This is a genomic window from Acinetobacter sp. AR2-3, from assembly GCF_001878775.1.
Taxonomy (GTDB): domain Bacteria; phylum Pseudomonadota; class Gammaproteobacteria; order Pseudomonadales; family Moraxellaceae; genus Acinetobacter; species Acinetobacter lwoffii_D.
In genome coordinates this window covers 122364-145192 of record NZ_MJIQ01000038.1, presented here as the reverse complement: position 1 = coordinate 145192, position 22829 = coordinate 122364, and the positions used below count along the sequence as shown (strand labels likewise).

Annotated in this window: 23 protein-coding genes and 1 pseudogene; 14 read left to right on the top strand and 10 right to left on the bottom strand. The window is 41.7% G+C overall.

Annotated elements, in window-relative coordinates; all coding sequences use genetic code 11:
- Positions 1-126 precede the first annotated feature (126 nt).
- Complete coding sequence (locus BFN00_RS15955; protein WP_171260773.1) at positions 127-267, top strand: hypothetical protein; 141 nt, start codon at positions 127-129, stop codon at positions 265-267.
- Positions 268-584: 317 nt separating this feature from the next.
- Here BFN00_RS15955 and BFN00_RS07670 read toward each other — a convergent pair whose 3' ends face one another.
- From BFN00_RS07670 to gmk, 5 genes are all read right to left on the bottom strand, one after another.
- Positions 585-779 (bottom strand): bacterioferritin-associated ferredoxin, encoded by a 195-nt coding sequence (locus BFN00_RS07670; RefSeq protein ID WP_004644972.1) that lies wholly within the window; start codon positions 777-779, stop codon positions 585-587.
- Between the two features lie 220 nt (positions 780-999).
- On the bottom strand, positions 1000-1383 hold the full coding sequence (ridA, locus tag BFN00_RS07665; RefSeq protein WP_004644973.1) for a deaminase RidA: 384 nt from the start codon (positions 1381-1383) through the stop codon (positions 1000-1002).
- Positions 1384-1458: 75 nt separating this feature from the next.
- Positions 1459-3564, bottom strand: a complete 2106-nt coding sequence (locus tag BFN00_RS07660) for a RelA/SpoT family protein (protein WP_004732419.1) — start codon at positions 3562-3564, stop codon at positions 1459-1461.
- A 214-nt stretch (positions 3565-3778) separates the two neighbouring features.
- On the bottom strand, positions 3779-4060 hold the full coding sequence (gene rpoZ / locus BFN00_RS07655; protein ID WP_004281186.1) for a DNA-directed RNA polymerase subunit omega: 282 nt from the start codon (positions 4058-4060) through the stop codon (positions 3779-3781).
- 76 nt (positions 4061-4136) lie between these two features.
- The gene (gene gmk / locus BFN00_RS07650) at positions 4137-4760 is read right to left on the bottom strand and encodes a guanylate kinase (protein ID WP_071850954.1); all 624 of its coding nucleotides are present in this window, start codon (positions 4758-4760) and stop codon (positions 4137-4139) included.
- A gap of 133 nt (positions 4761-4893) precedes the next feature.
- Between gmk and ispH the strand changes: the two genes are divergently transcribed.
- The 12 genes from ispH (at position 4894) to rplS (ending at position 16023) form a co-directional block, all read left to right on the top strand.
- Entirely contained in the window at positions 4894-5844 is a 951-nt protein-coding gene (gene ispH, locus BFN00_RS07645; RefSeq protein WP_071850953.1) for a 4-hydroxy-3-methylbut-2-enyl diphosphate reductase, read from the top strand.
- A 163-nt stretch (positions 5845-6007) separates the two neighbouring features.
- Complete coding sequence (locus BFN00_RS07640) at positions 6008-6496, top strand: pilus assembly FimT family protein (protein WP_071850951.1); 489 nt, start codon at positions 6008-6010, stop codon at positions 6494-6496.
- Positions 6496-7005 (top strand): type IV pilus modification protein PilV, encoded by a 510-nt coding sequence (gene pilV / locus BFN00_RS07635; protein WP_427937710.1) that lies wholly within the window; start codon positions 6496-6498, stop codon positions 7003-7005. Before BFN00_RS07640 ends, pilV begins: the two co-directional genes overlap by 1 nt.
- Positions 7005-7952, top strand: coding sequence for a PilW family protein (locus BFN00_RS07630; protein WP_071850948.1), 948 nt, complete (start codon positions 7005-7007; stop codon positions 7950-7952). The genes pilV and BFN00_RS07630 overlap by 1 nt, the downstream gene beginning before the upstream one ends.
- Before the next feature lie 10 nt (positions 7953-7962).
- Complete coding sequence (locus BFN00_RS07625) at positions 7963-8715, top strand: pilus assembly PilX family protein (RefSeq protein ID WP_071850946.1); 753 nt, start codon at positions 7963-7965, stop codon at positions 8713-8715.
- A 12-nt stretch (positions 8716-8727) separates the two neighbouring features.
- Positions 8728-12654, top strand: a complete 3927-nt coding sequence (locus tag BFN00_RS16140; protein ID WP_249449788.1) for a pilus assembly protein — start codon at positions 8728-8730, stop codon at positions 12652-12654.
- Between the two features lies 1 nt (position 12655).
- Positions 12656-13291: a type IV pilin protein gene (locus tag BFN00_RS16245; protein WP_071850942.1), complete on the top strand. Its 636-nt coding sequence runs from the start codon at positions 12656-12658 to the stop codon at positions 13289-13291.
- Positions 13285-13719, top strand: coding sequence for a type IV pilin protein (locus BFN00_RS07610; protein WP_071850940.1), 435 nt, complete (start codon positions 13285-13287; stop codon positions 13717-13719). The genes BFN00_RS16245 and BFN00_RS07610 overlap by 7 nt, the downstream gene beginning before the upstream one ends.
- A 144-nt stretch (positions 13720-13863) precedes the next feature.
- Positions 13864-14121 (top strand): 30S ribosomal protein S16, encoded by a 258-nt coding sequence (gene rpsP, locus BFN00_RS07605; protein ID WP_004281198.1) that lies wholly within the window; start codon positions 13864-13866, stop codon positions 14119-14121.
- Positions 14122-14151: 30 nt separating this feature from the next.
- A complete protein-coding gene (gene rimM / locus BFN00_RS07600) occupies positions 14152-14700 on the top strand; it encodes a ribosome maturation factor RimM (protein WP_004281200.1) in 549 nt (182 codons plus the stop codon).
- A gap of 28 nt (positions 14701-14728) precedes the next feature.
- On the top strand, positions 14729-15463 hold the full coding sequence (gene trmD, locus BFN00_RS07595) for a tRNA (guanosine(37)-N1)-methyltransferase TrmD (RefSeq protein WP_071850938.1): 735 nt from the start codon (positions 14729-14731) through the stop codon (positions 15461-15463).
- 185 nt (positions 15464-15648) lie between these two features.
- The gene (gene rplS / locus BFN00_RS07590; protein ID WP_004281205.1) at positions 15649-16023 is read left to right on the top strand and encodes a 50S ribosomal protein L19; all 375 of its coding nucleotides are present in this window, start codon (positions 15649-15651) and stop codon (positions 16021-16023) included.
- Positions 16024-16093: 70 nt separating this feature from the next.
- Here rplS and BFN00_RS07585 read toward each other — a convergent pair.
- From BFN00_RS07585 to BFN00_RS07565, 5 genes and pseudogenes are all read right to left on the bottom strand, one after another.
- A pseudogene (locus tag BFN00_RS07585) lies at positions 16094-17073 on the bottom strand (esterase/lipase family protein).
- 69 nt (positions 17074-17142) lie between these two features.
- Complete coding sequence (locus BFN00_RS07580) at positions 17143-18111, bottom strand: esterase/lipase family protein (protein WP_071850937.1); 969 nt, start codon at positions 18109-18111, stop codon at positions 17143-17145.
- A gap of 133 nt (positions 18112-18244) precedes the next feature.
- Complete coding sequence (locus tag BFN00_RS07575; protein WP_071850936.1) at positions 18245-19216, bottom strand: esterase/lipase family protein; 972 nt, start codon at positions 19214-19216, stop codon at positions 18245-18247.
- 85 nt (positions 19217-19301) lie between these two features.
- The gene (locus BFN00_RS07570) at positions 19302-20312 is read right to left on the bottom strand and encodes an esterase/lipase family protein (RefSeq protein WP_071850935.1); all 1011 of its coding nucleotides are present in this window, start codon (positions 20310-20312) and stop codon (positions 19302-19304) included.
- Between the two features lie 389 nt (positions 20313-20701).
- Positions 20702-21730, bottom strand: coding sequence for a lipase secretion chaperone (locus tag BFN00_RS07565; protein WP_071850934.1), 1029 nt, complete (start codon positions 21728-21730; stop codon positions 20702-20704).
- Between the two features lie 181 nt (positions 21731-21911).
- On the opposite strand from BFN00_RS07565, the gene truB reads away from it, so the two are divergent.
- Complete coding sequence (truB, locus tag BFN00_RS07560) at positions 21912-22817, top strand: tRNA pseudouridine(55) synthase TruB (protein ID WP_004644992.1); 906 nt, start codon at positions 21912-21914, stop codon at positions 22815-22817.
- Positions 22818-22829: the final 12 nt, after the last annotated feature.

Here is a 22829-nt window from a genome sequence, read left to right as displayed (position 1 = left end):
TCGAAGGGTGCGGAGGAGGCAGAGATCTACACGCGTAAGATCGTCGGCAGCGTCAGATGTGTATAAGAGACAGGGATAAGGGTTCTGTGAAATTTGTCGTGTACAGAGAAAAATGATAATAAACTTGTGTTAGAAAAAACTTCCGACACTTCAAAAGATGCTTTAATCGCAACCTTAAAGGCAAGAATAAAAGAATTAGAGCTTTCTAATTTAGAGCAAAAAAAGACTATCGAAATGTTATATGGTAAGCTACATGATTATTCATAGTTTATATGTAAACAAAGTATAAATCTTTAATTTAATAAGGTTTATATTCATAAACTTTTATAGATGTTTAGATAGGCAGCGGGACTTGAATAGTGCTAAGAACATACTTGCGCTTGGGCATAAGCGTCTCGCAGGAGGAATCAGCTCTATTTAGAGAGGTGAGGATGTCAAGGAACAGCAAATGAAAATCGACATCGAATCGATTCAGACTCAGATGAATGACAATAAAAACCCGCCAGAGTCAAAGGCGGGGGAGGAGTAATGACCAAAGATCATTATTTTTTTCATTATGCTTATAGGGAGAAATCTTTCTAAATTTATGCTGCAACGGCCAGCCGTGCTGCAATTTGTGAAACTTCATCACTGATGATCATACGAGCTTCTGGTGCACAGCGGCCACAGCAAGTTCCCAAGTCCAACATATCGCGGACATCACGATAACTTTCAGCGCCATTTGCAATAGCATCTTTAATGTCTTGATCTGTAATGCCACGGCATAGACAAACGTACATAGGACACAACCACAGTGATTAAATAAGATAAGTAATATTATTGATAATTGTTATCGTTTGTCAATAAAAATCATTTGAAATAGCTTTTATCATGATTGATGATTTAGATAAAAAAGCATCATCTGAGCGGAAATCCAAGTACTGCTTAGATTTCCGCACAAGAGTGATTTGTGATTTAGAATGAGATATTGCAGGGCGGGAATTAAGTGGTTTTTATAACTTATTGATTAATGATGACAATACCATCCATTTCAACCAAAGCATCTTTAGGCAGGCTGGCGACACCTAAAGCGGCACGTGCTGGATAGGGCTGGGCAAAATACTCACCCATAATTTGATTGACCAGTTGAAAGTGAGATAAGTCGGTCAGGAAAATATTCAGTTTGGCAATATCTGCCAAAGAGCCACCAGCGGCTTCACAGACTGCTTTTAAGTTATCAAACACCCGGCGAATTTGAGCTTCAATGCCTTCAACCAGTTCCATACTATAAGGATCCAGGCCAATTTGACCTGATAGATATAAGGTATCACCCACTAAAATGGCTTGCGAATAAGTGCCAATCGCAGCAGGGGCATTTTCAGTATGGATTACTTGGCGGGACATTAATTTCTCCTTTTATCATCGACATACATCATATTCGATCAATTCGGCCGATCAAAGCACTATCGTTTTAAATGATTAACTCGCTTTAGAGGCTTCACTGAAAACGACGGGCTGTGCCAGACGGATAATTCGCGGGAAACCGAAATACATGCGTAAATCCCGGATAATCTGTGCAATCTGTTTACGGTTATGCACCACGATATTGACGTAAGTTTTGTCATCCTGAGTGCGCACCATTTCCACCCCGGAATGCGCTTTACGACATTGGTAAATCAGGTCGGAAATCTGCTCGTCATTCATGTCTAGGTCAATGCTGAGATAGGCAGTAAAGCTGATATCTTCCAGATCATCAGAGGTCCACTGCAACAACATGATATTTTCTGGATGCTGATGCTGTTCATGCAGCAGGTTATGGCAGCGCGCACGATGCACAATCAGACCGCGACGGGTCAAATGCCCCTGAATTGGATCACCCAGCACAGGATTGCAGCAATGTGCATATTTGACATCGACACCTTCCGTTCCCTGAATCAGACGATCTGAACTGGCAATATTCTGATGCTGATCTTGGGCAAATAAATGATTGGCCACCAGTTGTGGTAATAAATCACCGACTGCAATCTGTTCAAAGAGCTGTTCTTTGCTGGAAACATGGCGCCATTCCAAGAGGTTTTTCCAGTCGGCTTCAGTGAGATCGCGAATAGAACGATGGAAGAGTTTCAGTGCACGATTAAGTGCCTGTTGTCCGACCAGACGTTGCTCATCTGGATCTTGATCGCGCAGAATATTCTGAATAGCACGACGGGCTTTCTGGGTATTAATAAAACTGAGCCAATCCGGATTCGGGGTGGCGAGGACATCAGTAATGATCTCGACTACCTGACCACTGACTAAAGGAGTCGACAGTGGTTTAGTTTCATTATTAATTTTTGCACCAACGGCATGGTTGCCTAGGAATAAACTCGCGGCATAAGCAAAGTCGACCGCCGTGGCGCCTTGCGGCAATTCATGTAAATGGCCGTGCGGGGTATAGACCCAGATTTTTTCCTGATGTAAATAGTCCAGTAATTCACTGAATGTGGTTTTGGCACATTCGCCATCCACCAGTACATTCAGATTCTGCATTGATGCCTGAATCGCAGAGCGGCAGGCTTGCGGGGCACTTTCACCGAGTACGACGCCAAAACGTGCTGCTTTACGCATCAGTTCGGTTTGAATGGTGAGCGACAGGGTCGTCTCTTCGCCTTTCAAGCGCATCATCAAGGACTGGTTGCCTCCCGGTAATGGACGGCGGATATGATCTTCATAACTCTGGATTTTAAAGCTTTGGGTCAGAATTTCTGCCAGTCGGTCACAGTCCGCGATGCTCTGTAAAATAATTTCAAAAGCATGGCTGTGAGTTAATTCTTGTAGATCGATGTCATTTTTAACGAAGTGGCGCAGTAGCTCAATATTGTTATTTTTCTTCTTAATTCGGCCCTGAATGGCATTCTGTTGCAGCAGTTCGGTCAGGTTTTTTTCCCATTTAGCCTGATATTCACAGCGTTTTGGCTTGGTTTCCAACAGGGCGGCCTGCACATTGTTATACATGTCCAGATCTAGATTCTGATAACAAAGATGTTCCAGGTTATCGGCCATTTCATTCATGCCGACAATACGGGCCATGGGAACAAAAATTTCAAAGGTTTCGCGGGCAATACGCGCGCGTTTGTCGGGGCGCAATGCGTCCAAAGTGGTCATGTTGTGATAACGGTCGGCCAGTTTCACAATAATGACACGTGGATCTTGTAAAGTCGCTTGCAGAATTTTCCGGAAAGAAGCCGCTTTATTATATTCTTTATCGCTCGAATGACTCAGTTTGGTGACACCATCGACCAGTTCTGCGACGGTAAAACCAAAAATCTTGCTAATATCATCTTTGTTAAATTCGGTATCTTCAATCACATCGTGCAGCAGGGCGGCCATTAAGGTTTCAGTGTCCAGACGCATATGCGCCAAGATACAGCTGACCGCAATCGGATGCAGAATATAAGGTTCACCACTTTTACGCACAATCCCGTCATGTGCCATATCTGCATAATCACAGGCCGCAAGCACACGTTCGACATCGCTTTCATTTAAATACGCATCGATAATGATCTCTAACTGCTGCTTGGCTTGACTGACCTGTGGGCCTGGCATAAAACACCTTTTCAACTGAATTTTTTACAAATAAAACCTGAAAGCACTTTAGAAATGTGAATTTCCTGGCTTGATGGTTTTTTGCTGCTAGTGAGCAGAAAACCCATTCAAACTTGATAGCTAACCCTTATGTTATAACCGTTCTGGCATAAATATAAAAGTCACATAACAAAAAAAGCCTAGTTTAGAACTAGGCTTTTTGAGTGACGATCTTTTATTGGAAAGAAAAACCGTCTAAGTTTAGATTATTTGCAGAAAGTGCAAGATCCAAGCTTGATGTTTGATAGTCTTGATCACGTTGTTTCAAAATGTCTTTTGATACATGACCTGAAGCGATTTCACGTAAAGCAACAACAGTCGGTTTGTCATTGTCCCATTCTACAGTTGGTTCAATACCTTGACGTGCCAATTGACGCGCGCGCTTGCTTGCCACTAGTACAAGCTCAAAGCGGTTGTCTACATGGTCTAAACAATCTTCAACGGTGACGCGTGCCATAAGAATTCTCGTTTGAATAATAAATTTTAACAGACTGCACAGTATAAAAGGCTTTGTTTATAGACTCAAGTTTTAATCACTGCTCAGTTGGGGTAATTAGTTTCTGAATCAGTTTTTCATGACGGTTGGCCTGTTGCGACAGGGTTAAGCGGTTGGCGATAATCACCGCTTCAAGGTCATGCAGTGCTTTATTAAAGTCGTCATTAATAATGATATAGTCAAAGTTGCTATATTGTTGCATATCTTCTACCGCGCAGCTCAGACGATGCTCAATCACATCAACTGCGTCAGTACCACGGTTAGACAGGCGTTCACGCAAGTCGAACTGGCTTGGTGGTAAGATAAAAATTTGTTTAGATTCAGGAAAAAGTCGACGAACCTGTTGCGCACCTTGCCAGTCAATTTCCAGTAGCACATCATGACCTTTGGCCAGTTGTTCTTTGACTGTGGCTTGCGCAGTACCGTAGTAATTACCAAATACTTCGGCGTATTCGATAAAACCACCTTCATTGACCAGATTTAAAAAATCGTCTTTGTTGGAGAAATGATAGTGTACGCCATCGAGTTCGCCAGGTCGTTGACCGCGTGTAGTGTGTGACACAGAAACGTGAAGATTGTTGACACGCTCAAGTAGGGCTTTAACAAGGGATGTTTTGCCTGTTCCAGACGCTGCAGAAACGACAAACAATAGACCCGACATGATATTTTTCCTGATATGATAAAATATCTTCTCTATTTTAGAGTAGAGCGGCTTTAAACTAAATAGTTGTCAGTCGATTGTTTACATTTATTTCAATTGAACCGCTAAAAATGGTGTGAGTATTGAGGATTCTATGGAAATTGTTTTAGCCAATCCGCGTGGTTTTTGTGCTGGTGTAGATCGTGCCATTGCGATCGTGAACCGTGCCCTAGAATGCTTTAACCCACCAATTTATGTGCGGCATGAAGTGGTGCATAACAAATTTGTGGTCGATGACTTGCGTCAGCGCGGTGCGATTTTTGTCGATGAGCTCGACGAAGTTCCTGACGATAATATCGTGATTTTTAGCGCACATGGTGTTTCTAAAGCGGTACAACAAGAAGCTGAACATCGTGGTTTGAAAGTTTTTGATGCGACTTGTCCCTTGGTGACTAAGGTGCACATTGAAGTGACCAAATATGCCCGTGAAGGTGTGGAAGCGATCCTGATTGGTCATGAGGGCCATCCCGAAGTTGAAGGCACCATGGGGCAATATGACAAAAAAAATGGCGGTGAGATTTATCTGGTTGAAGATGAAGAAGATGTCGCCGCTTTAACGATACGTAATCCTGAAAAAGTGGCTTTTGTCACGCAAACCACTTTATCAATTGACGATACAGCGAAAGTGATTGATGCTCTGCGCCAGAAGTTTCCGCTGATTCAGGGTCCACGTAAAGACGATATTTGTTATGCTACGCAGAACCGTCAGGATGCAGTGCGTGACTTGGCAGAACGTTGTGATGTGGTACTTGTTGTGGGTTCACCCAATTCCTCTAATTCAAACCGTTTGCGTGAATTGGCTGAACGGATGGGTAAGCATGCGTATTTGGTGGACAATGCCGATCAGTTGCAGCAAGACTGGTTTAATGAGCACACAAAAATTGGTGTAACTGCAGGAGCATCTGCACCTGAAATATTAATTAAACAAGTAATTCAGCGACTACAAGATTGGGGAGCAAAAGCGCCTCAAGAGTTGGATGGCCGCGAAGAAAATATTACATTTAGTTTACCAAAAGAGTTACGTATTCCTGTAACTCAGGCATAAAGTGTTAATGACTTAACATTCTGAATTTTTTAAGAATTGACAGATAATTGCTTTTTGGCAATTATCTGTTTTTTTATGCCTTTTATCCTAATTTGTGTTTGTTTTGTAATTTAATTAGATATTATTTTTAATAGGGTAAAGTTTGGCGCGCCTTGGGGGGAGTATGCAGAAAAATAATGGATTTACGTTAATAGAGCTGATTGTGACAATTGCTGTTATGGCGATTATTGCGACTTTAGCTGCGCCTTCGTTTGGGAATTTAATTGAAAAAAGAAAATTAGATGCTGAAACAAGAGAGTTATCTTTTGTGTTAAGTGAAGCTCGTGCTCAAGCAACAACATTGAGGTCCAATGTCACCCTTAAATTTCAACATGGCCAAAATACTTCAATTCTAAAGTATTGGGCTCCAAAATCAGAAAATATCATATTAGATAATACTGCAAATGATGTTGATTTTTCAGATGTCGTATTTACACCTATTGGACAACCGTTACAGCGGACAAAAACTATTATTGATCCAGCAGATTCATCTACTAAGGTCGTGAGAATTCCATTGAAATTTTCATTATGTAATCCTGAAATAAAACAAAGTAGAACGATTTCGGTATCGATGAATGGCACTGTGACAAGTATAGAGTCGGGGCAATGCTAATGAGTTCAAAACATATAAAATCACAACATGGCGTGGGACTGATTGAAGTACTTGTTGCTTTGCTTTTGATTGCGATTGGAATTTTAGGTTTTTCTGCCTTGCAATTAAGAGCAATGGATGCAGCAAATGAAGCAGCGGATAGAACCTTCGCTATTAATATTGCACGTGATTTATCTGAGCGAATGAGAGCAAATAAATCTGGTTTTGATCAATATAAAACTTCTATTAATTCGAATAAAATCAATGAGACAGGCTGTGTAGGTAGTACAAATTCATATGCTCCAAGTTGTAATGCTGAAAAAATGGCTGACTATGATGCTTCTGAAATAAATAAGAAGGCTAATGCCAATGGACATATCGTAAGAATAGATGCTTGTCGTGGTTCTACATTAAGCTGTGTTTATGTGGCGTGGGGCGATACAGATATAAAAACATCTATTGATCAATGTGTTTCTACAAGTGGAAGTTATGTTGCTAATGCTCAATGTTTAGTTATGGAGTCTTACTAATGAATAGAGGTCTTCAAAACGCTAATAAAGGCTTTACTTTACTTGAATTAATGATTGCCTTAACACTTGGCCTAATTGTTAGTGCAATAGCAATTCAATTGACCGTAACGGCCCAAAAAGGTGTTTCAAGTCAGCAAGCTATGTCTAATTTACAAAATGATGCTTTATTTGGTTTAGAGGCGGTTGTTAGGGATATTCGCCTCGCAAATTTAAATGCTTCAGATGTCGTTATAAATGACAGCGTTCTGCATGGTGGTATTGTACTTGATGCGAAAAATTATACTTCAAAAAGAACGGGTGCAGGACTGGGTGATGTCGAGCTTGTAGATGCTTTATCGCTAGGTAATATAGAAAATACATCTAATTTGTCGGGTGTAAAAAGTGATCAATTGGTCATTCAATATAAAAATATGATGGAAGATCAGTTTGATTGTGAGGGTGCAAAAATCCCAGTAAATACCTTTGTGGTTCAAAAGTATTTTGTTCGTAAAGACAGTGCTAAAAATGAACCTAATGAACCTTTTTCTTTGGCATGTAAAGCATTTACTTATACAGGTGATGAGCCAGCAAAAATCGATTTAAGTGGAAATGGCGAAATTATTATCCCTCGAGTGGATTATTTTGGGGTCATGTTAGGTGTTGCTAAGGATACATGTGATGCTACCGAAGAAGGAGATGCCTTGATGAGCTGTTTTGGTTATATATCAATAAATGACTATAAGCTATTAACAACGAAGCCTCAAATTGTAATGTTAAAAGTGGGAATGTTGGTACGTTCAACGAATTCTACAGGTAGTAATGATTTATTTAATGAAGATAAATTGTATGAAATATTAAATGTAAATTCTAAATTGAAACCTAATACTAAAAATGACCAATATATGCGCAGCATTGTGACTCAGACTATTGCTCTAAGAAATGGTTTTGGTATAGAGAAGCAGGAATAGGATTGGCGCTATGATCAACATTAAAAATATGAAAAGTCAGTCTGGTGCAGTTTTAATTGTCGTGCTGATCATGCTAGTTATTATTGCTATTGCTGGAACCTGGGCTATCCGTTCAAGCATTACGTCACTCAATATTTCTACCAATGCTCAAGCTCAATCTTTGCTTATGCAAAACAGTGACTCAGTGTTTTACACCCTAGAAAATAAAACGAGTGATGATTTGACATTTGCTCAAATGCGGATTGGTGATGGCATGTTGGCTTATGTGCTGAGACCTGAAAACAAAGGTAAAGAGTTGGTCTTCTGTATTCGTGGGGCTGTGACTGATAATTTTTCGGGTAGTCGTATTGCGAGCTCAGTTTATTGGGTAGGTAATTCAATTATGAATACTGAGTTGGGTGTTAATGGTTTTTGTAAGGTTGAACGTGGTGATTTTATTAGCGGTCGTCAAGCTGTGATGACACAGGTTTCTATTCGTGCAGCAGATGCCTCTCGTGATTGGGAACACATGATGGAAGGTGATGATAAAGAAAGTTCAAAAAGTACTGGTATTCAAAAAGTCGCGATTACAGCGACATCCATATTGCCAAATTTAGGAAATGCAAGTCTTAAACAGGTGAGTGGATGTCTATCAGATTACACGAGCTTTGTAGATCCACTTGTTAAAAATGACACAGTTACCGACTGTCTATCACAATTAAACGTTCCTTATAGTACCCAAGAAATGGAATACAGTCTGCGTACGCTAAAAGCAAACTCGTAGGAGATGAAAAAGATGAAAAAGTTAATAGTTCAAAACCATCCTCTACAGGGTGAAGCTAAAGTGGTACAAAAGCTTAAAGTTTCTGTATTAGCAGCATCAATTACATTATTGATTGCTCAAAGTACAAATACTTATGCAAGTGATATTGAGATTTATACTAAACCATCTTCCACTGCAAGCAGTGCTACAGTCATATTAATGCTTGATACATCTGGAAGTATGGATATTAAAGAAACAAATAATAATGGAGCTTGTGACTTGCCGAGCGGTGTAACGGCAACTAGGCAGACAAATAAAGATCATCCTGATAGTAGCAGAGGCTATAAGGTTAATTATTGTGAAGTAAGTGGTGTAAAAAATTATGTATATAGAAAAGTAGAAGAGTGTACCCGTTGGGGTATATTTGGATGCAGAGAAACAAGGGTTACATGGTATAGCTGTGGAGCTGGTGGGGCTGGATCAGCCACTAAAAGCTCTACAACCTGTGCTAATCGGTTAGATTCTCCACCGTCTACCTCCGGATATTTACCTGAAAATGGAGGGTGGGGAGATGATGGTGTATATTATTATAATTCCCCAGGTTCAACTTACATTTATGATCGAATTAGTCGTTTAAAAAATGCGCTATATGATTTAGCGACAACAGCCCCTTATGATGAAAAGACAAATCCCGAAGGTATTAAGGAAAATGTTCAAATAGGTATTGGAACATTCCCTTATACGTCAAGTTCTGAAAATAATTTAAGAGGATATATTCGAATTCCAGCTGCCCCTTGGAATGCTACACAAAAAGCGAAAGTTTTAGCAATGATTAGGTCATCTGATTTTAAAGGCTATGGTGGTACTCCAACTTCTGCCGCGTATGCTGAGGCAGCTGCATATTTATTGGGCACGACTACTGGTGGTGGCTCTTATAGTGGAATGGATAAGGCACTAAATGGCGCTGCTAATGGCTCAAAATATAATTCACCGTTAAGTACAACAACAGCATCTTGTAGTGGACAAGGCATTTACTTTTTAACCGATGGACAGCCACAGTCACCTAAAAGTACGAATACAGACGTACTAATGGCAAAAGCCTTGAATATAGATACTTATGAAATTAGTGAGGGTATTAGTAATAATGGTTTATATGATGATGGGAGTTTTAAATCCGATTGGAAGGCAATAGGATCTTTTGCTAAGTCGTTAAATGATTTGGAACTTGTGCGAAAAGCATCAGGGATTGAAAACTTGTCTAGACCCGTGGTAACGGCTGTGGTTGGGTTTGGGTCAGGGATTACAGGTAATGACAGGACTAATGTTGAAGCATGGGGTAAGCATGCAAATGATGGCGGTGTATATGGACAAGGAGGTTACATTCCTGCTTCAGAGCCAGAAGAAATTGTTAAAAGTTTAAACGATTTTATTACAGGTGTTTCTGGAACGATACCGAGTATTAGTACAGGTTCATCTACAATTCCTTTGGATGCACTCAATCCTGAGGTAATTCAACCTTATTCTTATTTTCCACAGTTTGAACCTAAGGTTGCAGATGAGGCAAAACAACAATTATGGTTTGGTAATTTAAAAAAATTCCATGTTGTCAATAATGGAGTCTTTGCTGATGATAATGGGACGAAGAGAGTTGTTGTAGAGGTTGATAAAAAAAGTCGATTGCAAGATTTACAAGATATTTGGGGTGAAGGAATAGCTTCTGCAGATTTGGCTGTTTATGCTAAATATGGAGCATTAGCAAAACTGCCGTTAGGTACATCAATTGCAACGGATTCCACTATTACAGGACGTAATTTACACACAGATTATGAATTTGATAGTACAGAAAGTGCAGGTAATCAAATTAAGCAGAATTTAGGACTAGTACGAATTACACATCAATATACAACTGATGCAAAAACCAAGACTGATGATGCCAATCGTATTAAAGGACTCATGGGGCTGCTGGGATATAATATTTCTGATGCCAATCAAGATTTATCTTCTGTACCTGCTGAAATGCGTCAGATGGGAAGTCTACTGCATTCTTTACCTGTTCTACTTACACAAGAAGGCGAAGCTGTAGCGAAACTTAATGATGATAAGAAGGTTTATATTGATACCAAAGGTCGTAAAGATTTTGTACTTTTTGGAACGACACAAGGCTTATTGCATGTAGTTGATGCAGAAGATGGTGTGGAAAAATTTAGCTTTTTACCTAAAGAAATGGCGGAAAAGCAATATGAATTATTTAAGTATGGTGCAGGCACTTGGAATCATGGTAAAGATGGGCTTTATTATGGAGTAGATGGTGAGTGGACTGCTCATACTGTATACGTAAGTAAGGATGATGGTACTTTAACCGTCGATGGTGTGGCTCGAAATGTTGTCGGTGGTGATGAAGGCGAAAAAGAAAACCTAAAGGGTAAGCAATGGGTTTATGGTGGTCTGCGTATGGGGGGCAGAAGTTACTATTCGCTTGATTTAACAGGTTTGAGTGGCTCCAACTCATTTGTACCCAAAATTAAATTTCATATTGATCCAAATACTGGCACGGTAAAACGTCAGCGCGTAAAAACAAATGGCGAAAAAGAGCTAGTTGTAAAGCATTATCCTGCTGTTGAAAAAATGGGACAAAGCTGGTCAAAACCAAAACTTGATTATGTAAATTGGAATGGTCAACGTAAATTAGTTATGTTCGTGGGTGGTGGCTATGATGCAGGTGGTGTGAACGGTGATGGCTTACGCGATGTAAATGGTGTGCGTACAGGGTATGACGGTTACGAAAAATATGATTACAAACAAGACAATGAAATTGGCGCTGGCGTTTATATGTTTGATGCCGATAATGGTGATCTACTCTGGTATTCGAGCAAGACGAAAGCTACAGCAGTTGATACGGATGACATAAAATACAGTCAACCAGATAAATATACTCAAGATGATAACTTGCAATATAGTGTTGTAAGTGAAATTAAAACAGTTGATCGTAATAATGATGGTATTGTTGATCATCTATATTTTGGTGACCTTGCAGGTCAAGCTTTCCGTGTAGATCTTAATAGACCTGCCGATCATGGATATACATTTGAACCCCAAGTTACCCGCATTTTAAACTTAAATAATAGCAACGGGAAAAGTCCTAGATTTTATTTACAACCTGTGTTTACAGCGCACCACAGCACGAGTAAAACAGAGGGTGGTAATATTGTAATGGCTACCTTTATTTCAGGGAATAAAAGTTCGCCATTACTGGGTACAAGTGAATCCCCGCAAAAAGATGCAACTGGTTTAACTATGGATGCTGTATATGGTATTTATCAATACGATATTCTGCCTACTGGTGAGTATTATCCAGATAATACTTCGTCTGAAAGTAAAAATAAGGATAAAACGCTTTCAACTGATTCTGTAACGGCTGACCTTAAAAAACTTATGCCGTTAAGTACGATTGTAAATGATAAGACGGCAACGACTATGCTTGGTGCAAAAATTAGCCCAACCAATGGTTGGGGGGGGTGGTATTATCAGTTGAATAAAAATATCGATGACGGTGCTGAGGTTGCTGGTGTTGTAAAAGGGATTACACCTTTAGTTGCGATGGAAGGAAATCTATATGTAACACTTTATGATTCATCAGAAGCCGGTTCTACTGAAACTTGTGGAGCGGGTGTAAAAGGACAAAGTTTTACCCAAAGATTATGTCTACCTACTGGTGTGTGCCAAGAAAAAGCAAATTTTAAATATAATTTAGGTTCAGGCATTGTGAGTTTGAATGTTGGCCCAATGTCAAGCAACAAGGGTAATAAAGGTATTATTATCCCTGATCCAACTAGAGCAGAGAATATTAAGTGTGAAGGTGTAGATTGTCCAACAGCTGGTAATCGATTTATACCTGCAGGTGGCGCTTTGAGATTTATTCCACATCGTTGGTATGAACGTTATTCAACGAAGGGGCAATAAAATGAAAAATGATTCGTTGTTGTCATCGAAGAATACTAAAGGTTTTACTTTAATAGAATTAATGATTGTTGTTGTGATTGTCGCAGTGCTTGCGGCAATTGCACTACCTTCATACCAGCTTTATATTCGTAAGGGAAATTTAGCTCAAGCGCAGCAAGAAATGCAAAAACTAGCTGAGCAACTTGAACGGCATAAAGCCAAAAACTTTAGCTATAAGGGATTTGATGCGGCTTATCTTTATAAGGATAAGGCTGGAACCTTAAGTAGTAACTTTGATGTTGCTGCTCAAGAAGTTCAACTCCCATTGGATACAGCCAATCCTAGATATAAAATATCAATAATTGGTTTTTATGCAGTAAATGAGTATTCAAAAGATGAAGAAGGAAAAATTACTGGAGTAAAGGAAACAGAAATTAAATTTGATAAATTAAACAAAGTAATAAATTTTGATAAAGCAACACAAGCAGATATGTTTGTCATTGGTAGAGATTGGGCCATGCAAGCAGAGAGCTTAGATGGTCAAAATTATAAATTATTGCTTAATAGTAGGGGGGTCAAATGTATGAATAAAAAAGATTATACAAAAGTCACCTATCTTACATGCGGTACAGAACTTGATGGAGCTCAATCATGGTGAAGCAAGGATTTACATTGATTGAACTTATGATTGTTGTCGCAATTATTGCAATTTTAGCAGCGATAGCATATCCGTCTTATACTGCCTATACAATTAGAACAAATAGAGCTGATGCTCAGTCTGAATTAATGTTCATTGCGCAAAGAATGACAGAGTATAAAGGAGTAAATGGTTCCTTTAATGGGGCAACTGTTCAAAAGTTATATGGTCAAACAACTATTCCCAGAACTAAAGCCTTATATGATGTGTCGTTTGAGCCTTCAGCAGTTGAAGCAACGAAATGGACTTTAGTTGCTAAGCCAAAGGTGTCAACAATGCAAAAAGATAATGGATGGTTGTGTTTGAATTATAAGTCGCAACGTTATTGGGAAAAAGGTGTAAATAGTTGTAATGGTCTTTCTGCCACCTCTAATTGGGACGGCAAATAACCTCAAATTCAAAATTGTGGATAAACACTTTTTGATCTTTCATTCAGGGCAAATTTCACGTAAAATATTGCCCTCTATGAAAGGGGTTTGAGCTGTATCGATGGTCGGTACAAGGATAATCCGTAAAAACTATAAGGTTCTATCATGGTTGTTATTCGTCTTGCACGCGGTGGTGCTAAAAAACGTCCGTTCTATCAAATCATTGTGACTGATAGCCGTAATGCACGTGACGGTCGTTTCATCGAACGTATCGGTTTCTTCAACCCTACAGCTCAAGGTAAAGCAGAAAAACTTCGTTTAGATGCTGACCGTTTTGCTCACTGGGTTTCTCAAGGTGCTCAACCTTCTGATCGTGTTGCTTCTTTAGCTGCTCAAGCTAAGAAAGCTGCAGTTGCTGCATAATTTTTATATAAATTAGGTAGTAGCTTGCCCATGACACCAACACAGAATGTTCCCGAAGATCGTATTCAGATTGGACAGTTGCGTTCAGCATATGGATTAAATGGGTGGCTCTGGGTCTATTCCAATACAGAACCTATGAGCAACATATTTGACTATCTGCCTTGGTACATTGAGACCAAAGCAGGTTGGCAAATTGTCGATGTAAAACGTTGGAAACCACATGGTAAAGGCCTGGTAGTTTCGCTTAAAGGTGTGAGTGATCGCACTGGTGCAGACGAACTGGTTGGCTCCAATGTCTGGATCTCTAAATCGCAACTGCCTCAAGCAGGCGTAGATGAGTACTATTGGTCTGATTTAAAAGGTCTAACTGTGTTAGGTCTGGATGATGAAGAACAAGAAGTCAATCTCGGTCAAATTTTTGAGCTGTTTGAAACAGGTGCTAACGATGTGATGGTGGTTCGCGCAACTGCCGACAGCATTGATGGCGAAGAGCGAATGATCCCATGGCATAAAGATGTGGTGCAACGCGTTGATCTTGAAGCTGGTCGTATCTACGTCAATTGGGGCGTAGACTACTAAGAATTTTTCGGAAATACGGGAGTCTGCGATGTTTTTTGCAGTCATTACGCTTTTTCCTGAAATGTTTGAAGCGATTACAGCCTATGGTATTAGCGGGCGCGCAGCAAAACGTGAGTTGATGCAAATTCATTGCATCAATCCTCGCGATTATGCGACGGGCAACTATAAACGGGTGGATGAACGTCCATTCGGCGGTGGTCCGGGTATGGTGATGATGGCTGAGCCTTTGGCAAAAGCAATCCAGCATGCCAAAGAGCTTGCAACGCAAGCAGGTGCAGTTCAGGTTCCTGTGGTGTATATGTCACCGCAAGGAAAGACCTTAAACGAAACTGCGGTACAGGATTTTGTCAAATATGACGGAATCATCGTACTGTGCGGACGTTATGAAGGCGTCGATGAACGTTTGATCCAGCAATATGTTGATCAGGAATGGTCAATTGGAGATTATGTCTTATCGGGTGGTGAGCTTCCTGCGATGGTTTTATTGGACAGTATTATCCGGAGACTTCCAGGTGCCATGTCTGATGAACAGTCACACGTGCAAGACTCATTTGTGGATGGTCTTCTAGATTGCCCACAATATACCAAGCCAGATCATTTTGAAGGTTTGGATGTGCCTGAGGTGTTAAAGTCCGGGCATCATGCCAATATTGAAAAATGGCGGTTTTTGCAGCGATATCAGCGTACACTTGAACGCCGCCCAGAGTTGGTGGAAAAAGTCGAACTGACCAAGCAGCAGAAAAAATGGCTAAAAGATTTGTAAGATATTAATGAGTAATCATTTCTATCTTCAAGCAAGTACTTAAAATCATTTAAGTATTCTTTAATAGGCTCTTTATGGTTGAGATGGTCAACCATAAAGGGAAAGATAATCGGGTGTATGCGCTTTAGCCTCTATACCCAGCGATGATCAGACCTCTTCTGACTCGCATATATTGGAGATACCCCATGAGCGGTAAGCATCCTTTAGTTCAAGTAATTGAAAACGCACAATTGAAACAAAACATCCCTGCTTTTGCACCAGGTGATACAGTTATTGTTCAAGTTAAAGTAAAAGAAGGCGACCGTGAGCGTTTACAGGCGTTTGAAGGCGTTGTAATTGCTAAGAAAAACCGTGGTTTGAACTCTGCGTTCACAGTACGTAAAATTTCTAGCGGTGTTGGCGTTGAGCGTGTATTCCAAACTCACTCTCCAATCGTTGCTGGTATCGAAGTGAAACGTCGTGGTGACGTTCGTCGTGCTAAACTTTACTACCTACGTGAATTGTCTGGTAAAGCTGCACGTATTCGTGAAAAATTACCAGCTCGTAAAACTAAAGCTTAATTTTAAGTTTTATACGAGTGAAAAAATGCGCCTTTGGGCGCATTTTTTTATGTCTGGTTATTTTAATAAATTATAAACCTTGCAGTTTTAAGCGGTTGGCATGCTGGCGATAGGCAGCAACCGGATCAGGTGCAAAGGTACCTTTGATGCCAAACAACAAGTTGATTTCATCCAGATGATTCCATGGATAATCATCACGAATCGTTTTACCAAATTTGGCACTACACACCGACACGATTCCATCATTCGCACCAGCCTTACTCGCAGAAAGCAGATCCAAGGCTTTCATGGCGGCATCGCTGACATCTAGGGGATTGGTCACGGGTTGATTGCCCGTCATTGAATACAGTGCAATGCCTTGGTCTGTATATTTGCCTTCACCACATGGGCTCAGCGAAAGACCGAGTTTAAAGCGCTGGTTAAATTCGGCTGTGCCTTCAATTGAGGTACTGTGTCCTGCTGCCAGAGCGTTATGTGGGAAAGCTTGACCATCTAAGCCTTGTGCCCACATGATGACGTTGCCAAAACTGCTGATCAGGGTATTGAGCAGTTCAGATGTTCCGGTTTGATTAGCAAGTCGCATGACATCAGAAGCAACAATTGTCCCTTGGTTGGCACCGCCCACAGTCATCACTGAGGCTACATGTTGCGGCATCACCCCGGCTGCATAACGCACGCTATGCGCACCATGACTATGACCAATTAAATTCAGTTTTTTGGCGCCGGTGATTGCCATGACTTCTTTGAGTTGCTCCACATATTGTTCACCTCTGATTTCGCTGGAATTGAAAGGTGAGATGCGGGTGGCAAAGGCAGTTGAACCATTACGGGCTAAATCTGGCAAAATTTGATACCAATAGTCCATGCCTAAGGCATCAAAACCAATGCGATTAAAGCGACCATGCCATGTGCAAAGACAATCGGGTATTGTGTTTTGGCATAATTGGACACGACAAATCTGGATTCTGCTAGCTGCAAATTGGAAGCCTGTACATATTGGCCCGTAAATAACACGCAGCATAAGGTTATCAAATGCGTTTTAATTTTCATAAAGTTCCATTTTGGCGTTTTAAAAATTAAAAAATCCCTGCACATTGTGATGACAGGGATGAGATTGAATTACAGGCCTTGCAATTTGAGCCGGTTGGCATGCTGGCGATAAACATCGACTGGGTCTGGAGCAAAGATATTCTTTAATCCGAGGAACTGGTTCACTTCATCCAGATGGTTCCAGTTGTAGTTATCCCGAATCGTTTTACCGAATTTGGCACTACAGCGGGAGACCAGACCATCATTTTCCTTGCCGCCATCTATGAGTAGAGCTGTAACTTTGAGTGCTGAATCAGGATCGAGCGGGTTGGTGACTTGACCTATACCTGTGAATGAATAATGACGAATATCACCGTCTTTTTCCTTACCTTCACCGCAGGCAGTGGTTGGCATACCGAGCGGATATTTCTGGTTGAATTGAGCGGATCCTGCCAGGGTCAGGCTGCTACCACCGGCCAGAGAATCATGCGGGAAACTGTTCGGATCCAACCCTTGTGCCCAGGTGATGGCCTTAGACACCAGGTTGATACCACCGACTAAAGGCCCTTGTATCGGTGTACCTTCTGCTTGCAGGATCAGGTCTCCAACCGGGGAGCCCTTATGCGGAGCACCGACAGAAGTCAGGGAAGCGACTATTCCATTCCCTGCACCTGCGACATAACGAATGGTCGGGCCGCCATGGGAATGACCGATCAGATTGACTTTCTTTGCACCGGTGATGGCCAGAATTTCATTTACCTGCTCTAAAAGTTGCTCACCCCGAATTTCCGATGAGTTAAAAGGCGAGACACGTGTTGCCCAGACATTACCGCCATTACGCGCCAGATCCGGTAAAATCTGATACCAGTAATCCAGTCCAAACTGGTCAGTACCGATCCGGATGAAACCCGCCATACCATGTGCAAAGACAATCGGATATTGGGTCTTGGCATATTGTGAACTGGCTTTTGCTGTGACCTGACTGGCCTGGGTGGATGCCTGGGTGCTGAGACATGTACCCGCCAGCAGCAGGCCGGGGATTAATATTCCGAATTTCATTATATTTTCCTCACTTTTGTTGTTTTAACGGGATGATCCTCATCCAGTTGCCTAAAGTTCCCCTATGTAGCAGGGACTCAGTTTCCTAAGTTTTTTTAATTAATAAAGATGATCTATTCATAAAATAAGTGATTTATAAGCCTTGCAGCTTGAGCCGGTTGGCATGTTGGCGATACAGTGCGACCGGATCCTGCGCGAAAGGACCCAAAATGCCAAAAAACTGGTTTACTTCATCAAAGTGGTTATGGGCATAGTCCTGACGGATGATTTGGCCATAGCGTCCGCTATACAGCGGTAGAGCACCATCATTGGCTTTTCCTTTCAGGAAACTGCTACCTAAAGTCACGACTGTAGACTCTATCGCATCCAAGGAATTGGTTGCCTGCCGGTTGCCCATCCAGGAATAGTGGTAAATTCCATTGGATGTAAGTTTGCTGCCTTGGGTCTGACAGTTTTGGGGAATGGCAGAGGAGCCATATTTCACATTGAAGGCCTGAATCGCCTCTGGATTCATGGCTTGCAGTGCCTCAATCATACTGACCGGATACTGGTTAGCTGTAACCAGATTCATGCTATGGCCCAAAATTGTACCAATGGCATGGATAAAGGGTTCAAGCAGTGGCGTCTGGCTGGCATTGACAAAAACCGGGGTGCCTTGCATCGCCCCGGCAATGGCGGTTAAAAAGGCGGCTTTATGCGGTGCAACGCCCTCGATATATTGAATTGTTGGGCCACCTTGGCTATGCCCAATCAGATTGACTTTCTTCTGGCCCGTCAGTGCCAGTATTTCATCAATTTGCATCAAGAGCTGTTCACCGCGCAGTTCATTGGACGCAACAGCAGACAATTCGGCAGAAAACACCCGTGCACCATGCCGGCTCAGGTCTTGGGGAATCTGATACCAATAATCTAAACCGATGTGATCTGTTCCAATCCGGTTAAAACCTAGACCAAAACCATGAACAAAGACCATCGGGTATTTTGTCTTGGCATAACTCGAGAGGACAAAATTGCTTTTATATTCCTGTAATGCCGAGGCTTGCACAGGGCCAGTTAATAGGGAAACCAGTAGCAAAAAGCTTAAGTAAGATATTATTTTTTTCATTGCAGCTTCCCGATCGCGGATAGGTCAAATAAAAAGAACCAGAAAAAAAGCCTATATTTCAGCTGAAAATACAGGCACTCTGGGGTTATAAACCTTCTAATTTGAGTCGGTTGGCATGCTGGCGGTAGAGGGCGACCGGATCTGGTGCAAACACGCCTTTCAGACCAAACATCATATTGGCCAGGTCCGTATGATTGAGTTTGTACTGGTCATGAATCACCTTGCCCATGAACGCACTACAACGTGAAACCATGCCATCATTGTCTTTACTGCCATAAGATAAAGGGCCGAGCTGCATCAGGATCGTATCAATATCCAGGGCATTGGTGGCTTGGGCCACACCCGTCCATGAATAATAATGAATGCCTTTACTATCTTTCTGTTTTAAATTTTTATTGCAGTTTTCTTTGGACGCCAATACACCATCTTTGACCACCTGCTGCGCCACTGTGGCATTAAAAGTATTTGAGCCGGTCTGGGTCAGGGATTTCATGGAAGCATCAAAATCAATTTCCAGTTCAGGCTTAAACTGACCCAGTGCAATCAATGGACCAATAATATAATCACCTAAAATGTTAAAGGCGGTACGCGTCAGGCTATTGTTCTGAATATCATCTGCCACTTTGGAGCCATGGTAGGTTCCTGCAACGCCGGTAATAGAGGCGATATACTGCGGCTGGGTCGCTGCAACATACAGCACTGTTGGTCCACCATGGGAATGGCCAATCAAGTTCAGTTTTTGCTTTCCGGTAATTGCCAGAACCTCTTCAACCTGATGGATTAGTTGTTCTCCGCGATGCATCGTTGTATTTGCCGGCGATAATTGTGCCGCAAAGACGGTAGAGCCATTACGTGCCATATCTGGCAGAATCTGATACCAGTAATCCAGCCCGATACTATCAGTGCCAATACGTGACCAGCCTAACCAGCCATGCACCATCAGGATCGGATATTTGGTCTTGGCATAGTCAGACCGGGTCTTTTCGATGACTTGTGTTGCACTCGCTGCCGCCTGAGTGTGTGCAGAAAAACTGAATCCTAGAGTTGTCGCTAAAGCCACAGTCAGTAACTGGGCTGTCTTGCTGAAAGTATGCATAGCTGTCCCTTTTTAATTTTATCGTTATTCAAGCAATCATTGCTTTTTGTATAGTGTTGCAAGCCACAAATCAGACGATGAAAATACAGTTTCGGCCTTCAGTGGCTGAGCAATTTTTCTTTTGAAGAAGCGGTATTTTTTCACTTCAGAGGTCTAAAACCATGTCATTTGGGGACATGCAGGACAGGAGGGATTTACATTGTAAATATATGTTTTATTAACAGATGTATTTAAATAAAAAGTCTTTGAAATCATTAAACTTCGTCTAAGTTATTTTGTGTAAATACGAAATATTTGGAAACAACTATAAAAGATCATTTTGAGAAAAAATATAAAGTTATCAAAAGGGCATTTATAAAAAAGCCATCAACAGGTGATGGCTTTTAGGCTTAGTCAGCAAAGGGTAGCTTGGCTCCCTGATCATGAACCTGTTCAAAGGTTTCTACCCGCAGCTGTTCTTGCGGTGTATTGAAATGCTTGCTACGCAGCTGGGCAATGGCTTGCTGTTTGGCAGTATCGGACATGCTGGATTGGGTAATCTGATCCCGTTCATCTAAATAGCCCGTCACCCGGTTTTTCCAGTCGCTGCGTTGTACATCCAGTTGTTCCAGTCGTTGTGTGGCTTCAGGACCGACCAGATTTATCCGCATCTGCCGGATTTCATCACGGGAACCGCCCCGGGCTTTAATATCAGCGGTGAGTTTGCGCAGATCTTCCAGTTTATTCAGTTGTTCCAGATTTTCCTGCCAGTCCTGCGGGAGTTGCTGAAACAGTGCTTTGAGCTTTTGAGCTTTTTCAGTCTCAGTCAAGCTTTTGTCTGCCAATACGCTCATCCGGTCCAGGGTATATTCATGATAGGCATCTTCTGTGCCAAACAAGCCCTCAATTTCATACTTGGAAAAGTACTGCTGGCGCAAATTCTGGGTAGTGTTATAGATACTGCGGTAATAGGCAGGATCTTCCTGATTCAACCCAGCCGGTGCAGCGAGCTGGCCCAAACCCTGACGGTACTGGATATAACGATCCCATAAATCCAGAATTTGCGAGAGTCCCGGTTCTTTATGATTCTGGCGAATATAGGCTTTAAAATCCTGCTGGATCTGCTGCAGATTTTTTTCACCAAATTGGGTAATAAAATATTCAAAACAGTTGCGGGTCTGTTCATTCACGATCAGACGATTGCTGACATCTAACTGCATTTGACAATTAATTTCGGTATCTTGTTGGCTGGCACTGGGGAAGGAAGCATTGGCAGGGCCATTGACCAAGCGTACGGTTTGCTCTGCCTGAGTTTCAGTTAAAGGCGTTTTTGTCCCGGTATCTGTTTGAGTATTTTCTTTTGGGGACAGCCATAAGATCAGCGTGAGAATGCACAGCACCAGCAACGCCAGAATGATCCATATTTTATATTTCTGCATATCCTATGCACCTATTTTCTCGTTATTTCATTATTTTTAGAGGTTTAAGCTTTTTAAAAGCGTTGAGTTGTTCAAACCGGCTCAATATGCCATAAAAATCATCAGATACTATAGAAAAGTTGTAAATCCTCTCGCAGGGTTTTACCATGGCGCCAATTTATAAAATGTCTGATTTTTTGCCATGAAAGCATCATCTCCTAAAATTCAGCGTCGTCATCTTAGTGGTGTCTTCCTGCTTAATAAGCCTTTGGGCATCAGTTCCAATGCTGCATTGCAAAGAGTCCGCTGGTTGTATCGGGCACAAAAAGCCGGCCATACCGGTGCGCTGGATCCGCTGGCATCCGGTTTATTGCCCGTGTGTTTGGGGGAGGCGACCAAGTTTTCGCATTATTTATTAGATTCGGTCAAGCGTTATCAGACGACCGTATTTTTGGGGCATAGCACCACCACGGGAGATGTGGAAGGCGAGGTGCTTCTGGAAAAAGCGGTTCCTGAATTATCCGAGTCTTTGATTCAAAAAACACTGGCGCAATTTGTGGGTGATATCCAGCAAGTGCCGCCGATGTATTCTGCCTTGAAAAAAGAAGGCCGTCCTTTATACGAACTGGCGCGCAAAGGTATCGAGATTGAGCGTGAAGCACGTCCGATTACAATTTTAGCGATTGAGCTTTTATCCTTTACCGAAAACAGTATTACGCTGGATATTACCTGTTCTAAAGGCACTTATATCCGGGTATTGGGTGAAGATATTGCCAAAGCACTGGGAACTTATGGCCATCTGACTTATCTGCACCGCATCAAAACCGGTCATTTTGATTTGATCCCGAGTTATACCATTGAATATCTGGAAAGCCTGAGCGAAGCAGAGCGTGATGCACTGTTGTTGCCGGCCTATGCACCGGTTGATCATTTTCCAAAAGTGCAGGTACCCGAAGGTCGCGCAGAATATTTTAGCCGCGGCATGGAAAGCAATATCGAACATGAAGCAGCTGAACAGGTGCTGGTTTTTGATGGCGAGAAATGTCTGGGGCTGGCAGAAATTACCGACAAAAAACGTCTGGTACCCAAACGCGTCCTGAACCTCTAATCGAGTCAAGAT

What these genes read in the sequence shown, in the direction of transcription:
- BFN00_RS07625 (WP_071850946.1), top strand. Translation starts at nt 7,963, where the DNA reads ATGATCAACATTAAAAATATGAAAAGTCAGTCTGGTGCAGTTTTAATT.
- BFN00_RS07630 (WP_071850948.1), top strand. Translation starts at nt 7,005, where the DNA reads ATGAATAGAGGTCTTCAAAACGCTAATAAAGGCTTTACTTTACTTGAA.
- BFN00_RS07570 (WP_071850935.1), bottom strand. Translation starts at nt 20,312, where the DNA reads ATGCATACTTTCAGCAAGACAGCCCAGTTACTGACTGTGGCTTTAGCG.
- pilV (WP_427937710.1), top strand. Translation starts at nt 6,496, where the DNA reads ATGAGTTCAAAACATATAAAATCACAACATGGCGTGGGACTGATTGAA.
- BFN00_RS07580 (WP_071850937.1), bottom strand. Translation starts at nt 18,111, where the DNA reads ATGAAATTCGGAATATTAATCCCCGGCCTGCTGCTGGCGGGTACATGT.
- BFN00_RS07670 (WP_004644972.1), bottom strand. Translation starts at nt 779, where the DNA reads ATGTACGTTTGTCTATGCCGTGGCATTACAGATCAAGACATTAAAGAT.
- rimM (WP_004281200.1), top strand. Translation starts at nt 14,152, where the DNA reads ATGACACCAACACAGAATGTTCCCGAAGATCGTATTCAGATTGGACAG.
- truB (WP_004644992.1), top strand. Translation starts at nt 21,912, where the DNA reads ATGAAAGCATCATCTCCTAAAATTCAGCGTCGTCATCTTAGTGGTGTC.
- BFN00_RS07565 (WP_071850934.1), bottom strand. Translation starts at nt 21,730, where the DNA reads ATGCAGAAATATAAAATATGGATCATTCTGGCGTTGCTGGTGCTGTGC.
- BFN00_RS07575 (WP_071850936.1), bottom strand. Translation starts at nt 19,216, where the DNA reads ATGAAAAAAATAATATCTTACTTAAGCTTTTTGCTACTGGTTTCCCTA.
- gmk (WP_071850954.1), bottom strand. Translation starts at nt 4,760, where the DNA reads ATGTCGGGTCTATTGTTTGTCGTTTCTGCAGCGTCTGGAACAGGCAAA.
- rpsP (WP_004281198.1), top strand. Translation starts at nt 13,864, where the DNA reads ATGGTTGTTATTCGTCTTGCACGCGGTGGTGCTAAAAAACGTCCGTTC.
- rpoZ (WP_004281186.1), bottom strand. Translation starts at nt 4,060, where the DNA reads ATGGCACGCGTCACCGTTGAAGATTGTTTAGACCATGTAGACAACCGC.
- BFN00_RS07610 (WP_071850940.1), top strand. Translation starts at nt 13,285, where the DNA reads ATGGTGAAGCAAGGATTTACATTGATTGAACTTATGATTGTTGTCGCA.
- BFN00_RS07660 (WP_004732419.1), bottom strand. Translation starts at nt 3,564, where the DNA reads ATGCCAGGCCCACAGGTCAGTCAAGCCAAGCAGCAGTTAGAGATCATT.
- ispH (WP_071850953.1), top strand. Translation starts at nt 4,894, where the DNA reads ATGGAAATTGTTTTAGCCAATCCGCGTGGTTTTTGTGCTGGTGTAGAT.
- trmD (WP_071850938.1), top strand. Translation starts at nt 14,729, where the DNA reads ATGTTTTTTGCAGTCATTACGCTTTTTCCTGAAATGTTTGAAGCGATT.
- BFN00_RS07640 (WP_071850951.1), top strand. Translation starts at nt 6,008, where the DNA reads ATGCAGAAAAATAATGGATTTACGTTAATAGAGCTGATTGTGACAATT.
- ridA (WP_004644973.1), bottom strand. Translation starts at nt 1,383, where the DNA reads ATGTCCCGCCAAGTAATCCATACTGAAAATGCCCCTGCTGCGATTGGC.
- BFN00_RS16140 (WP_249449788.1), top strand. Translation starts at nt 8,728, where the DNA reads ATGAAAAAGTTAATAGTTCAAAACCATCCTCTACAGGGTGAAGCTAAA.
- BFN00_RS16245 (WP_071850942.1), top strand. Translation starts at nt 12,656, where the DNA reads ATGAAAAATGATTCGTTGTTGTCATCGAAGAATACTAAAGGTTTTACT.
- rplS (WP_004281205.1), top strand. Translation starts at nt 15,649, where the DNA reads ATGAGCGGTAAGCATCCTTTAGTTCAAGTAATTGAAAACGCACAATTG.